11 protein-coding genes are annotated in these 14,282 nt (G+C 36.0%); 1 reads left to right on the top strand and 10 read right to left on the bottom strand.

Annotation, left to right across the window (positions count from 1 at the left end; all coding sequences use genetic code 11):
- Window positions 1-221: 221 nt before the first annotated feature.
- From CW752_RS16840 to CW752_RS05195, 10 genes are all read right to left on the bottom strand, one after another.
- Window positions 222-785, bottom strand: coding sequence for a hypothetical protein (locus tag CW752_RS16840; RefSeq protein ID WP_185117575.1), 564 nt, complete (start codon window positions 783-785; stop codon window positions 222-224).
- 661 nt (window positions 786-1,446) lie between these two features.
- A complete protein-coding gene (locus CW752_RS05155) occupies window positions 1,447-2,412 on the bottom strand; it encodes a T9SS type A sorting domain-containing protein (protein ID WP_101238692.1) in 966 nt (321 codons plus the stop codon).
- 43 nt (window positions 2,413-2,455) lie between these two features.
- Complete coding sequence (locus CW752_RS05160; RefSeq protein ID WP_185117576.1) at window positions 2,456-3,826, bottom strand: porin family protein; 1,371 nt, start codon at window positions 3,824-3,826, stop codon at window positions 2,456-2,458.
- Window positions 3,819-4,385 (bottom strand): RNA polymerase sigma factor, encoded by a 567-nt coding sequence (locus tag CW752_RS05165; RefSeq protein ID WP_101238694.1) that lies wholly within the window; start codon window positions 4,383-4,385, stop codon window positions 3,819-3,821. The genes CW752_RS05160 and CW752_RS05165 overlap by 8 nt, the downstream gene beginning before the upstream one ends.
- Window positions 4,386-4,481: 96 nt before the next feature.
- On the bottom strand, window positions 4,482-5,063 hold the full coding sequence (locus CW752_RS05170) for a DUF4840 domain-containing protein (protein WP_101238740.1): 582 nt from the start codon (window positions 5,061-5,063) through the stop codon (window positions 4,482-4,484).
- A 185-nt stretch (window positions 5,064-5,248) separates the two neighbouring features.
- Entirely contained in the window at window positions 5,249-6,664 is a 1,416-nt protein-coding gene (locus tag CW752_RS05175; protein WP_101238695.1) for an efflux transporter outer membrane subunit, read from the bottom strand.
- Window positions 6,651-9,809, bottom strand: a complete 3,159-nt coding sequence (locus CW752_RS05180) for an efflux RND transporter permease subunit (RefSeq protein ID WP_101238696.1) — start codon at window positions 9,807-9,809, stop codon at window positions 6,651-6,653. The genes CW752_RS05175 and CW752_RS05180 overlap by 14 nt, the downstream gene beginning before the upstream one ends.
- Window positions 9,810-9,838: 29 nt before the next feature.
- A complete protein-coding gene (locus CW752_RS05185) occupies window positions 9,839-10,957 on the bottom strand; it encodes an efflux RND transporter periplasmic adaptor subunit (protein ID WP_101238697.1) in 1,119 nt (372 codons plus the stop codon).
- A 277-nt stretch (window positions 10,958-11,234) separates the two neighbouring features.
- Window positions 11,235-11,999: a LytR/AlgR family response regulator transcription factor gene (locus tag CW752_RS05190; protein ID WP_101238698.1), complete on the bottom strand. Its 765-nt coding sequence runs from the start codon at window positions 11,997-11,999 to the stop codon at window positions 11,235-11,237.
- Complete coding sequence (locus CW752_RS05195) at window positions 11,996-13,054, bottom strand: sensor histidine kinase (RefSeq protein WP_228401632.1); 1,059 nt, start codon at window positions 13,052-13,054, stop codon at window positions 11,996-11,998. Before CW752_RS05195 ends, CW752_RS05190 begins: the two co-directional genes overlap by 4 nt.
- 290 nt (window positions 13,055-13,344) lie before the next feature.
- Here CW752_RS05195 and CW752_RS05200 point away from each other — a divergent pair, with 290 nt between their 5' ends.
- A complete protein-coding gene (locus CW752_RS05200) occupies window positions 13,345-14,169 on the top strand; it encodes a universal stress protein (RefSeq protein WP_101238700.1) in 825 nt (274 codons plus the stop codon).
- Window positions 14,170-14,282: the final 113 nt, after the last annotated feature.

A 14,282-nucleotide genomic window follows, 5' to 3' on the forward strand; every position in this document is an offset into this window, starting at 1 on the left:
TCTTCTGCCTGGAATTTTAACTGCTTATTTTGTTCAATAGAGTAAAGTGTTAATTCTTCAATTTTTTCCAGAAGTTTAGCATCCATTTCTCCTAAATTAATTCCTTCTTTCTCTACTTCATGTGCAGACGGAATATTAGGAAGATGTCCTTTTTCTGCAATATGTTTTTCAACATCTTCTAAAGGACGAAGTTTATAGTCTTTTTTGAATACATAATCTGCTCAACCATTCGCTGATGATTCAACTTTTACTTTTTCTGCTTTTATTCCATCTTTTACAAAAAGTCGATATTCATTACAGTCACTACAAACTGCACCATTCCAGATTTGGCCCACAAGAATCTTTCCGGAAGCCCGTACCGTGAATACCGACTTAGGCCAGTCTCCTACAAATGAAGGTGTAGAAAGCGATAAAAGTCCTACATCATTAGGTTGGTAATTATCATATTTAACCCAAATTAAATCAGTTCCGGAATCAAGCTTAGGAAATGAATTACTGACCAGAAGGCCATCACTATTCACATTAGTTCTGATTTGAGATCTTCCATATACCTGAAATGGCACATATGGATCATCAGGTGTCCCTCCAATAGCCACATTTCCGGCAGGAGTAATTCTTATTCTTTCAACATTATTGGTTTTAACAACCAGGTCTTTAGAGTCTGTAGTTCCGATAAAATTATTGGGAGGATTTGTGCCTGCATTTCCTGTAATATTCCAGCTTTGAGCAAATGTTAATGTTGATACGAATAAGGAAATTGATAATAATTTTTGTTTTGTCATCATATTGATATATTAATTTATGTTTTTGTAAAAATACTATTTTTGAATTCACAACAAAAAGATTTATTTTATAAATTTTAAGCCTATCATCCTCACGTTTCAATATAAAATCCAAAATCTTTTGTTTGACGAAAGTATACTGCCGAAACGACGAAACTCGTCGTATTTTTAATTTAGAGTATTATTTATTATAATTTTAAAAATGAATACATAATAAAAAAACAGTATTATAAAATGTTCGTTTTATCGAACTAAATGAGAATGTAAATTTCAAAGCTATATTTGAATGTCAATAGCTTTGAAATTATAGTGGTTGTTTTTAAGGGGCTTAGTAGAATTTTTTTCATCCCCCCAATCTCATTAACAGTTTCAAACATCCCCTTCAACAAATGCCTGCGTGGAATGAGTTCCGAATATGAAAGTGATTTTATAAAGTATCAATCTCGATGAATAGTATTCTACAAAAAAAGAGCTATTACAAATGATATCAACAGAATCATGAAATTATAAATAGTAAAATGCCCCTGAGTAAAATAACGCTTAGTCTAAGCTTTGTATTTAATGCAGATGTATTATTTTTTAACTATTCCTAATAATAAAAACGGTACAAAAAATAAATTTTGTACCGACCTAACCACAACTAAAACTAATAAAAAATATTAATCTATTTTTTAATGAATTTGTTTTTGTATTCTTTACCCTCCGAACTTTTAGAAATAATCATATAATTTCCAGGTGTAAGATTGCTTACGTCGATGGACTGATTATATTGATGATCATTTTTCTTCAAAACGATTCTTCCGGACATATCTATGATGGAAACTTCTTTGTAGGATTTATCAGATTGTTTTCCAATATAAAGGAACTGGGCTGTAGGATTGGGATATACTTTAAAGTTGGTTGCATTAGAAGTTATTTCTCCTGTACCTAAACTCTTACAGAAATCCCAGTTTCCAAAATTCAGTTTCAAGAATGAATTGGTTCCCAAAAATTTGCATTCATCAGGACAATATTCTGTACAGGCATAAAATCCATACTCGCCCGATGTTGTGGCAGTGTAAGAATCTCCTGTTACTCCACTAATGATGCACGGATCACCGGAAACCGGAGGTATGTTACTTGGAATACACTTGTACCATGTATGAATTCCGTATACAACGGGAAATGCATCATCAAACTGCACAGAAGCACCCGCACATATATTGTATTCCCCTCCTGCGATCTGCTCATAAGTTCCGGGTGTAAAAGTAGAGATCATGGCCGGCAGAGCGTATACAAATCCATCTGCCATAATAGCCGGGCTCTCCGCAATGCAATCACCTTCAGTAATTGAAACTTTAAAATAATACAATTGATCGTCAGTTCCATTGATCGTCAATTGTTGTGATGTAGCCCCCGGAATCGCTACCCAGGGATTGGTATTAGGAGTCTGCCATGTCCATGCCTGTTTATACCATTGATAGGTCCCAAATGTTTGTGTAGAAAGCACTTCAGTTTCAGAGTTGCAAAACAAAATTTTATCCGGATATTGAACACCTAATCTGGGACTTGTAATGGTCGGATTGCACTGGGCTTTTACACCCAGAACATTCAATAGTAAGAAAGTAAAAAAAATTAATCTTGTTTTCATAGTAAATATTTAAAGTTGATTTAGTCTTTGTAAATGCTCTACATTAATCAAGCAATAATCTGATCCCAAACTTTAAATTGAACTGCAAGGGTTTCTCCTTATAGATTGTATTGGGAGAATTGTCATCCTTAAAATGATATCCAATACCCGGTTCTGCATAAATTCCAAACTTATCAATCACCTTCAACTGAAGTCCTACTCCGGTATTGACTGAAAACTGTAAAGGCTTATTGTCCAAACGTTCTTTTGACGTTTCTTTTACTTCATCATTGACGATATAAGTCGTCGTAAGACTTCCTGATACAGGCTTTTCCACCAATGCTCCTCCGGTGATATATCCCGTAAACCTTCCTTTCTCAACTACATTATAATTAACTTGAACAGGAATTCCTACATAATGAAGGGTTTGTTCTCCTTTTATATAATTCGCTCCACTTCCTGAATGAAGTTCCGACATCAGTTTTGTATAGTTTAATCCTGTTCCTAATCCCCATTTTTTCCCAAGATTATAGTAGAGTGACAATCCTAATGTAACCGGTACTCTATGCTTAATCCTGGCCTCTACCAACTTACTTTGATTAGCAAGCAAAACTGCAGTTAATGGATTTTCATCATAAGTAGATGTACTCCAAACTTCATTAATACTCATTGGTTTTCCGCTTATCGAAGCATACCCCGGGAACTGTTGTTGTGCAGTATTTGAAGAGGCATTTCCGGTAAGCATACTCAACATCCAAGGCTTCTTGGAATGAGCTTTTTTATTGTCTGCATATTTCTCCTGTTTCTTTTCTAAAGGAAAAACTACTTCAACAGTTTCTTTTTCCTCTATTTGTTGAGGCAGTATTTCATTCATAATCACAACCTCCTGAGCAGGCAGTTTCGGGATCAACAATCCATTGAGTTCTTTACCTTTTAAAATGAATTCAGCAATATTCTCATCATTGTTATATATTTCTGGATGTACTTTCTTCTTAAAGTCTTTTTCTTTTAAATTTTCTACTATCCATTTTTCAGGTACCAAGTTCCCAGCATCAACCTTATTTTCAAGAGGTAAGCTGGTACGGGTATCAATATTTTTTAATACAAGACTAGTATCCTTCGTTTTTTTAGTCTCTTTTGTGTTCTTCAAACCGGAATTCCTTTCTTCAGGGTACGGAATCATCTTTATTGCAAAAAATGCCAATACAGCCGCAACAGCCACGCCTCCAACACGATAAAACAAATGTCTATAACTTGTCTTTTCAATATTCTTTTCTTCTATAACAGACTGCTCCTGAGGAACAAATCCGATTATAGTATGTTTATTTTCTTCAGAGAACAAATCTTCTCTGATGTCATCCCACAATTCATCAGGAACCTCCTCTTCATGGTCTTCCATTCTGCTTCGCAGGTTGTTCAGCCATTGATTACTCATATTGTGTTTTTTTGACATTTTTAAACTCTTTTATTTTCTGAACAAGCAATGCTTTTGCCCGATGAAACTGTGACGCTGAAGAATTTTCTGCAATTCCCAAAAGCGCTGCAATTTCTTTATGATTTTTTTGTTCAAAAACATATAAATTGAAAACAGTCCTGTATCCATCCGGTAGTGATTTGATCATTTTCATAATAACCGTCCGTGGAATTTCTTCAAAATCAGGTTCTTCTTCATTAGGAATATCCGGCAGGTCTTGCACCTCAACCGTTGACTTCCAATCGGCTTTCTGTTTTATATGCTTCAATGATTCATTCACTACAATACGGGTCATCCACGCTTTCAAAGAACCATTTCCTCTATATTCAAAAGATTCTATCGATCGGAACATCTTGATAAAACTGTTTTGAAGTATATCATGAGCATCCTCTTTCTCTGTGATATAACGGGAGCAAACGTAAGTCAGATTTCCGGAATAAGCTCCAAAAAGCTCTTTCCAGGCAGCCTCCTCCTTCATCAGAAGGTGCTTTATCAAAATCTGTTCTTTAGTTTCTTCCATGTACAGCTTCCGTATCCGATCGAATACTGATTAAAATTTTAAAACAAAAATAGATTGCATGTGATCAGATACAATCCATTTCTGTTTTTTTATCTATTAATAGTTTTTTACACAAAATGGAAGATTGTAATTAATCGTCTCATAAGGAGTAATTTCAAGATCATCAACGGTTATTTTGTCTGCTGCCATAGCAAATCTTAGTGATTGATCCATTCCCACAAAAAATCCTTTCTGCTTGGCACTTAATACTACTTTTGTTTTTTTATTGACTCCATCTACAGGAATTTGAAACTCCAATACTTTAGGAGCAAAAACCAATTCCAATACATTATTTTCCGTATTTATCGTCGCCTTGTAGTCAAGATCATATTTAATCTTTCCAATCGCCTTAATTGCAGTTTCTGCTTTTACAGGATCTTTGATAACGGTCTTTACAATTTCATTGATTGGAAATTCTGCAAATGCTATGGTATCTTTTTTAGCTTTAAAATCTATAATTTTTTCTGTTCTGGAGCTTCCTTGTATCGTAATCAGTCTTCCTTTATAACTTCCTTTGATATCTTCCATTTTTACAGGTGGAATTTCCGGTCCATCATTGTCATTACATGAAAATAAAGAGAGGCCTGTTAATACAATTAAAACAGCTATTAAAAATTTGGGTACTGTAAATTTCTTCATTACATTATTTTTTACATTAAACATTGATTATTTTCGAGTACTCACTTATATAAATCTTATTTTTTGTAAATCTTGCATGATTTTTAAAAAAAATAAGAAAATTTTTCTTAAATAATTGATTTACAGAACTAAAAAAAAGGAAGCTACAATATGTAACTTCCTTTCCATTATTTACCATTTACATTTTATTGTACTCCACCGCCAAGAGCTCTGTACAAATCTACCTCAGCATTTAATCTTTCAAGGGTAACATTAATGGATTCTAAATCGTTCTGCAACTTATTGTTCTGTGCGGTAATAACCTCAAGATAAGTGGCCATACCACTTTTATATAATTTAAGCGCATCATTGATTCCCTTATCCAAAATAATTGTTCTTTGATCCAAAAGATCTAATCTTTCAGAAGTACCTTTAGATTTTGCCATGGCATCAGAAACTTCTCCAACAGCTGTCATTACCGACTGCTTAAAGTTGATTGCCGCTTTTTCCTGTTCTATTAATGCAGTTTCATAAGCCGTTTTCAATTGTTTCTTCTGAAAAATAGGAGCTGCCAGATTAGCTGCAATAGCTTTGGTAATTGATCCCGGAATGTCGAACCATGAACTGAATTTGTTGGAGTTCACTCCAATTTGCGGACTTAGGCTGATGCTTGGATACATTGCGGCTTTTGCCAATCCTGTTTTTGCATTTAAGCTGATCACATTAAACTCGGCAACTTTTAAATCCGGTCTTCTACTTAGCAACTGTGCAGGAAGTCCTTCCGATAGTTTATTTTCAGGAATCATATTTTTCAGGCTGCCTTCTCTTTCGATTTTAGAAGGATATTCTCCACAAAGGATACTCAATGCATTTTCCTGGATGGAAATATTCTGCTTTGCAAGAGGAATTAAAAGCTCCGCAGTTTTCTTTTGTGCCTCGGATTGTTGTACAGCCAATGAGTTGATTTGCCCTGCTGTGAACTGAAGCTTCATCATTTTAAGTGTGCTGTCACTCAATTCAATGTTTTGCTCTGCTATTTTCAGCTGTTCATCGAGACTTATCAGATTATAATAAGCTTGTGCAACCTGTACAACAATGCGGCTTTTAATCGCATTTAGATTTTCTTTTTGAGCAAAATATTCAGCAGCAGCCGATTCTTTCTGCATTTTAGCTTTTCCCCAGATATCTACTTCCCACGAAAGTCTAAGGGTTGCTGTAAAGTCATCCATATGTGTTGACCCCAAAAATTGCTCATTAAGAGATCCGTTAAGACTATTTTTAGAAGCCCAGCTTCTATTGCCTCCTGCACTTAAGTCCAATGTAGGCATAAGTGATAATTTAGCTTGTTTATAGATCAGATCCAGCTGTTCTATATTTTTTAGAGCAACATTTACCTCGTTATTTCTGGTAAGGGCCTTATCTATTAATCCTATCAGTTTAGGGTCTTTGAAGAAAGTCTTCCAGGGCAGTACTATTGTATCTCCGGTTACCTGTACTGATTCCTTATACGTGTCAGGAACCTGAAGATCAGTTCTTGTATATTTTTTCCCTACGGCACAAGACATCAGTAATGATGCCAATGCGCCTGAAATAAGGAAATTCTTTATATTAAATATTCTCATTTGTCAATTGATTTTGTATTACAGGATACTTCTTTTTGGATGAAAACTTCTCATCCAGATACTGAAAGAACATGTATAGTACAGGGATTACAAACACACCCAAAACAACCCCACTCAACATTCCAATCGCAGCACTTACACTGATCGACTTATTTCCTGAAGCCATTCCTCCAGTTGAGATCATCAATGGAATCATCCCTACGATAAATGCCAATGATGTCATGATAATCGGACGTAGTCTCGCCTTTGCTCCTTCCAATGCTGAATCTAAGATCGATAATCCGGCTTTTCGTCGCTGTACAGCAAATTCAACAATAAGAATTGCATTTTTTGCCAATAAACCGATAAGCATAATCAAACCGACCTGTACATAAATGTTATTATCCAACCCAATCGTTTTTATTCCTAAGAATGCTCCTACAATACCTGTCGGAATCGAAAGCATTACTGCTAAAGGAAGAATATAACTTTCATATTGAGCCGCAAGAAGCAGGTATACGAAAAGTAAACATAATCCCAAGATCACAACGGTCTGATTTCCCGCTGATTTCTCTTCTAAACTTAACCCTGTCCATTCGTAGCTATAGTCAGAGGGTAGATTGCTTAACGTTTTTTCAATTTTATCCATCAAAGCTCCATTACTTATTCCCGGTTTTGGAGATACGTTAATATTGAGTGAATTATAAAGATTATAACGTTGAACAGATTCCGGCCCATACACTTTTTTCAAAGCAATCAGGGTATTAACCGGCACCATATCTCCTTTGTCATTTTTTACAAAAATATCGTTGAATGCCTGTTCATCCATTCTGAAAACACCGTCTGCCTTGATGTTCACTCTATAAAATTTTCCAAATCTTGAAAAATTCTGGGATTGATCTCCTGAAAAATAAGTCTGTACTGTTCCTAATAAATTCGAAACACTTACTCCCAATTGTTTAGCTTTGTCTTCATTCACTTCAAGCTCAAGTTGAGGATAATCTGCTCTGAACATGGTATATGCAAAAGCTACTTCCGGAATCTGCATCAATTGCCCTATCACCTCATCTGCCTTTGCTTTAAGAACCTGAGGACCTCTACCCATACGGTCCTGAAGAACAATCTCTGCATCATTTGTCATTCCATATCCTTCCACAGGTGGCATTCTGAAAGTCATTACACTTCCTTCTTTGATGGCAGCCAGTTTTCCGTTGGCCATATCTACAATTTCCTGGATATCCTGAACAGCTCCTCTTTCTTTTTTAGGTTTTAATTTAACAAATCCCATTGCATAAGCAGGACCGGCACTATTACTTAATAAGTTATATCCCGTAATAGAAGTATTCTCCTTCACCGCATCTATGCTTTTTAAGATCGCATTGATTTTATTGGAAACTTCTGTAGTTTTTGTCAGTGCAGTTCCCGGAGGCATACTTAAGGTATACATAAAGAAGCCGTCATCTTCCATAGGAACGAAACTTTTAGGTGTACTGGACATCAACCATCCGGCTATTCCAATAATTCCCACCACTAAACCTGTTGCAATCCATTTACGCCCTATCAGGAATTTTACTCCTTTTGCATAACGGTTGGTCATGTTATTAAACCCGGCATTAAAAGCCACGGCGAATCTCTGCCCAAATCCTTTTGATTTCTCTCCTTCTTCTGCATGATGATTTTTCAGGAAAACCGCGCACAAAGCCGGAGTCAGAGTCAATGCATTGACAGCAGAAATAATAATCGCAATAGCCAATGTATAAGCAAATTGTTTATAAAACAGCCCTGCAGACCCCGACATGAATCCGATTGGAATGAACACTGCCGACATCACTAATGTAATTGAAATAACCGCTCCGGTAATCTCACTCATTGCTTTATGAGTCGCATCTCTTCCGGAAAGATCAGTCCCCTCCATATTACTGTGAACCGCTTCCACGACAACAATCGCATCATCTACGACAATACCGATAGCCAATACAAGGGCAAAAAGCGTCAATACGTTGATGGTAAATCCTAATACTAAAAGAAAGAAGAAGGTACCAATAATGGCTACCGGAACCGCAATCGCCGGAATAATCGTAGACCTGAAATCCTGTAGGAAAACAAATACCACAATAAATACAAGAATAAATGCTTCAATCAAAGTAGATTTTACCTGACCTGTAGCTTCATCTAATCTTTCTTTGGTACTCATTACCTTGGTATATTTGATACCCGGAGGGAATGATTTCGACAATTGTTCAATGGCTTTATTAACGCCTATTTCAATCTGATTGGCATTAGAACCTGTAGTCTGCATAATTGCAACTGTAACGGCATTCTTTCCATTAGAAAGGTTATCTCCGGTATTTGAAATGGCTCCGAATTCTACACGGGCAACATCTTTAAGCCTGATTACTTGTGTTCCGGTATTTTTAACAATAATATTTTCATATTGTTCCGGCTTATTCTTTTTTCCTTTATATCGAATAACATATTCTAATGCAGCATTAGATTCTTCTCCTAATTTACCCGGAGCAGATTCTAAACTATGATCAGCAATCGCTCTTGAAACGTCTGCCGGCTCAAGCCCGTATGAAGACATTTTCTGAGGATTAAGCCAGATTCTCATGGAATAGTCTTTAATCCCAAATACCATAGCCTGCCCTACTCCTTTTACTCTCTTAACCTGTGGAATAAGGTTGATGTTCGCGTAGTTTTGTAAAAAGGTTTCGTCATATTGCTTATTATCTTCTGTATAGATATTGAAAATCAATACCATACTGTTTTGTTGTTTTGACGTAGTAAGTCCCATTCTCACTACTTCCTGCGGGAGTATCGGTGTGGCCTGCTGTACTCTGTTTTGTACGTTCACCGCAGCCTGATCCGCATTGACCCCTTGTTTGAATATGATAGAAATGGAAAATGTACCGTCATTACTTGCGGTAGATTTCATATACTCCATGTCTTCCACCCCATTGATTTGTTCTTCTAAGGGGGTTACTACAGAACGGATCACCGTTTCACTGTTTCCTCCCGGATAAGACCCGGAAACTGTAATAGTAGGTGGTGAGATATCCGGGAATCTGGTCACTGCCAGCTGGTTTAATCCTATTATCCCTAAAATGACAATGATAAGGGATATCACCGTCGCCAATACCGGGCGGTCTATTATCTTTTTTAACATTTTCGAATTTTCTAAGAATGATTATAAAACTATTTCAAGGGAACCACTTTAGCAACTACCTGGGCTCCATCTGTAAGGGCATCAATTCTGTTGATCGCAACCTTATCCCCTGCATTCACTCCTTCTTTTATAAAATAGTCCTGAGTGGTACTTCCTGAAACTTTAATTTGAGTCATTTTCACTTTATCCTTTCCCTCCAGTTTGTATACAAAAAATCTGTCCTGAATATCTTTCACAGAATTTTTTGGAAGTTTTACGACTCCATTCAGAGCATTGTGAATCAGCACTCTGGCAGTACCTCCCGCTCTCAATAATTTGTCAGGATTTTGGAAAACGGCTTTCATCTGGATACTTCCTGTGTTTCTATCAAAGTTTCCGCTGGCATTCTCTAATCTACCTTTAAAAGTGTATGTAGAACCATCTGCCAAAATCAACTCTACATTTTCGGCGTTGTTTCCTGATGTTGTAGCTCTACTATGTGCAATAAAATCAGCCTCATTCATAGAGAAATAGACATTCACTGTATTGATATTCGAAAGAGTCGTTAGTGGTGATGGATCAGAAGGACTGATCAGGTTTCCTACTCTATTCGGAATCCTTCCGATATATCCGCTTACAGGAGCTTTGATATAGGTAAAATTAGCATTGATCTTTGACGACCCTAATGACGACTGTGCCTGAGCTACCTGTGCAGAAGCTGCTTTATAACTTGCCTGTGCAGTTTTCAACTGCATATCGGAAACAACTTTCCCTTCTACAAGAGGTTTTAGTTTTTCAACTTCCAGTCTGGCGGTTTCCTGAGCGGCCAGGGCGGCTTTTAGAGCCGCCTGATTAGTATTAACCTGTTCATTGTACACAGATGGATTAATTCTAAATAAAGTCTGGCCTTTACTAACATATTGTCCTTCTTTAATATATACCGCTTCCAGGTATCCTGTAACCTGAGCTTTTATTTCTACATTGTCCTGTCCTTCTATACTTCCCGGATATCCTGTAGATACATCTTCATCCCCCGACTTTACCTGAATAAAGTCTGTAGGTAATGCCGGCATTTGTTGAGGGTTTTCCTGAGCATTTCCTGAACCGCAGGAATATAATATCGCTGCAGCTGTAAGTGAAAGCACCCAATATCCTTTTCTATAATTCATAACATTTGATTTTAAATTTTACATCAGCAAAATAAGCTTATATAATAAGGATGCTCGTACAGAAATCAGGTGAAACGTAGTTAATCGCAGGTGAAACGTATGATACCAAAAATGAAAGGAAAAGTCCCTATACAGGCTATTTAAATCCATAAAAAGTAGCTTTTTTCATATTAATATTTTAACATTTCAATTTCTACGATTCATTTCTTAAGGATATAAAAACAAAAAGATTGCCTTTATGTAAAGCAATCTTATATCATTTTATAGTATTTTGTCATTAATAATCCATCCAGGATTTGAAAATGGAAGCTTTTTCCCTACTGACGATTACTTCCATATCGGGTTGTTTTCTGAGTTCAAGTTTTAATTTTCCGTTAAAATGATTAAAAACCTGTTTTACAGAATCAATATGAATGATAAATTGTCTATTTGCCCGGAAAAAAGTTTTCGGATCCAGCTGTTTTTCAAGTTCTTCCAATGTTTGAGGAATATTTTCAATAACGCCGCTGTTCAGCATGGCTTTACTGATTCCCAGTTCTGTATAAAAGTAAAGAATATCTTCTGCAAGAACTGTTTTATAGCCGTCTCTGTGGGGGATAAGAAATCGTTTTCTGTAATCTTTAGGCTGAATATAATTGAGAAGTCCTTCAATAGCTGATCCTACTACCGGAACGGATTCCATAAAGGTTTCATACCTTTTTAAAGCGGCATCAAGCTCTTCTTCTTCTATGGGTTTTAAAAGGTAATCAATGCTGTTATATTTAAAAGCTTGTACGGCATATTCATCATAAGCCGTGGTAAAAATTACAGCACTTTTTATTTCACATTTATTGAATATTTCAAAGCTCAATCCATCTGCCAGACGAACATCCATCATAATGACATCCGGTACTACATTATTTTCCAGCCAATGTACTGCTGAGGTAATCGAATCTTCTACAGATAATATCTCGATATGAGGTCTTAGCTTTAGCAACAGTCTTTTCAACCTGTCTGCATTGGGTCTTTCGTCCTCAAGTATTAAAATTTTATTAATCTTCATATCAATGGAAGTTTTACAATAAATTTATTTTCGGTTTTTTCTATCATCGGTTTTGTATACCCCAGGATCTCATATCTTGCTATAATATTGGTAAGTCCAACTCCTGAAGAATCCGGCTTATTGATCAATGGTAAAAAAGTATTGGAAACCACCAGTTCCTTATCCGGGGTGGTATATACCTCAATTTCTAAAGGATTAGATTTTGAAGTTTGATTGTGTTTAATCGCATTTTCCACCAATAGCTGTAGTGATAATGGGAGTGTATACATCGATTTATATTCCTCCTGAATATTAATTTTAAAGACAACTCCTTCCCCAATTCTTTTTTCGATCAGGAAAATATAAGATTCCAAAAATTTCAATTCTTCTTCTACTACGATGATATCTTTCTTAGAATTTACCAATAAGTACCGATAAACTCTGGCAAATTTTTCTGAATAATCATACCCAAGTTGTTGATCTTCGAGGATGAGTTCAGACAGGACACTTAAATTATTAAAAATAAAATGGGGGTCTATCTGCAGCTTAAGTGCCTGTAGTTCGGCTGCCATCGCAGCTTGTTTATGCTTGGAAGCTCTCAGCTTATGTTGGGCAGCTTCTACAGCGGTTTTCTTCCAGTTTTCTAAAAGATAATCTACAGTATTAAATGCACTGATCGTTAAGGATACAACAATATTCGTAGCAATCCATTGCCCCAGCAAGGTATACTCTTTCCGGGAATCCATTTCCGGTAAACTATGCGAACTACAGTCAATAATAGCATTAATGATCATTACAATCAGAACGCTTCCAACAATCTGAAGAACTCCCTGCACAAGCAATCTCTTAACAGTTCTGTCTTTCCATGGAAGGAGCTTATTGAGGGTTTTATCAATAAGCAGACTCACTTCTGAAATAATGGCTGAAAAAAAGAAGACCCATAATGCATCTTCAAAAAACATTTTCAGAGGAGTTTGCAGATAGTTTTGCCAAACAGGATCAAACGGATCAATAAGATAAGAAAAGATGCAAAAGGTAAAGATGGCTACAGCCCAAATAGCCAGCCTTCTTTTCATTGTTGAAAGAATTTTTTTATATCGTATTATATTTTTCCTGATTGTAGAAATCCTATTCATCTTCGGGATTTTGTGAATGTAAATATAGAAATAGATTTTCTAAGGCTTTCTTCTATTTTAAACGAGACCGCCAAAACTAAGCCTGAAACGTTAAATAAAAGACTTCAAATGGAAGCTAACGGTTCATCACCTGAAAAAGACATTTCATCATCGTTTTATGCAATGTCACAATATTTTTAATAAGATATGCTTATCTCCCATTTTATTTTTGTTCTACCAATTTCAGCACAATGAAAACAATAATTGTATGCACAGATTTTTCCCAGGAAGCAGAAAATGCCACCCATTATGCTGCCTCTATGGCCAAAGAAACACAATATAAAATAGTGCTTTTTAATTTGCAGAGTGTCTCCATTCATGCCCTTAATGCTCAGGCCTCTGCAGATTTTTTTTATGCACAAACCCTTAAGAATCAAAAAATGCTTTCCGATAAAGCATCTGAGCTTGGCGGGTTATATTCCATCGATACCGGTTTCTATCTTGCGTCCGGTAATTTTATTGAAGAGCTTAATCTTTGCATTCAAAATACAAACGGGGATTTTGTTGTCATGGGTATGGCAGAAAAAACTCTTGAACAAAAACTTCTGGGAAATACAGTCACTACGGCTATTCATCAGATTAAAAAGCCCATATTGATTGTTCCTAATCATATAGAATATACAGGGATCCGAAAAATTCTTTTCGCCTATGATACCCATAAAAGCATGACCTGGTCTGCCATGAACAATATTTATGAGTTCATCAATGCCTTCAACTCTGAAATTGAAGTATTTAATGTAAGTGAGAAAATACGTGATTTTACAGAAGTTATTCATGATGCAGATCTCAACTCCGGATATGATCTTAATGACATTAAATATAATTTTAAAATGATCCAATCTGTTGAAGTGGTTAAAGCCATTGAAGAAGAAGTAAAGCTAACCAACTCTGACCTACTCACCATGGTTCCTCAAAAATATAATTTTTTAGAGTCCCTGTTTCACAGAAGCAAAACAGCCATTATGGCATATAAGAATAAAATTCCTTTATTATCAATCCCCTTAAACATAGATTAAGAATCAATAAAAATCTGTTAACATTTGACTTATCCTTTTTGCCTTTAAGGGCTAAATTTTACACTTAATCTTGTTTAGCAGGACCGGAAAATTCCGGTCCTGCTTTTTATTTT

The organism is Chryseobacterium sp. PMSZPI, from assembly GCF_002835665.1.
In the GTDB taxonomy this organism is placed as follows: Bacteria; Bacteroidota; Bacteroidia; order Flavobacteriales; family Weeksellaceae; genus Chryseobacterium.

What these genes read in the sequence shown, in the direction of transcription:
- CW752_RS16840 (WP_185117575.1), bottom strand. Translation starts at nt 785, where the DNA reads ATGATGACAAAACAAAAATTATTATCAATTTCCTTATTCGTATCAACA.
- CW752_RS05155 (WP_101238692.1), bottom strand. Translation starts at nt 2,412, where the DNA reads ATGAAAACAAGATTAATTTTTTTTACTTTCTTACTATTGAATGTTCTG.
- CW752_RS05160 (WP_185117576.1), bottom strand. Translation starts at nt 3,826, where the DNA reads ATGAGTAATCAATGGCTGAACAACCTGCGAAGCAGAATGGAAGACCAT.
- CW752_RS05165 (WP_101238694.1), bottom strand. Translation starts at nt 4,385, where the DNA reads ATGGAAGAAACTAAAGAACAGATTTTGATAAAGCACCTTCTGATGAAG.
- CW752_RS05170 (WP_101238740.1), bottom strand. Translation starts at nt 5,063, where the DNA reads ATGAAGAAATTTACAGTACCCAAATTTTTAATAGCTGTTTTAATTGTA.
- CW752_RS05175 (WP_101238695.1), bottom strand. Translation starts at nt 6,664, where the DNA reads ATGAGAATATTTAATATAAAGAATTTCCTTATTTCAGGCGCATTGGCA.
- CW752_RS05180 (WP_101238696.1), bottom strand. Translation starts at nt 9,809, where the DNA reads ATGTTAAAAAAGATAATAGACCGCCCGGTATTGGCGACGGTGATATCC.
- CW752_RS05185 (WP_101238697.1), bottom strand. Translation starts at nt 10,957, where the DNA reads ATGAATTATAGAAAAGGATATTGGGTGCTTTCACTTACAGCTGCAGCG.
- CW752_RS05190 (WP_101238698.1), bottom strand. Translation starts at nt 11,999, where the DNA reads ATGAAGATTAATAAAATTTTAATACTTGAGGACGAAAGACCCAATGCA.
- CW752_RS05195 (WP_228401632.1), bottom strand. Translation starts at nt 13,054, where the DNA reads ATGAAAAGAAGGCTGGCTATTTGGGCTGTAGCCATCTTTACCTTTTGC.
- CW752_RS05200 (WP_101238700.1), top strand. Translation starts at nt 13,345, where the DNA reads ATGAAAACAATAATTGTATGCACAGATTTTTCCCAGGAAGCAGAAAAT.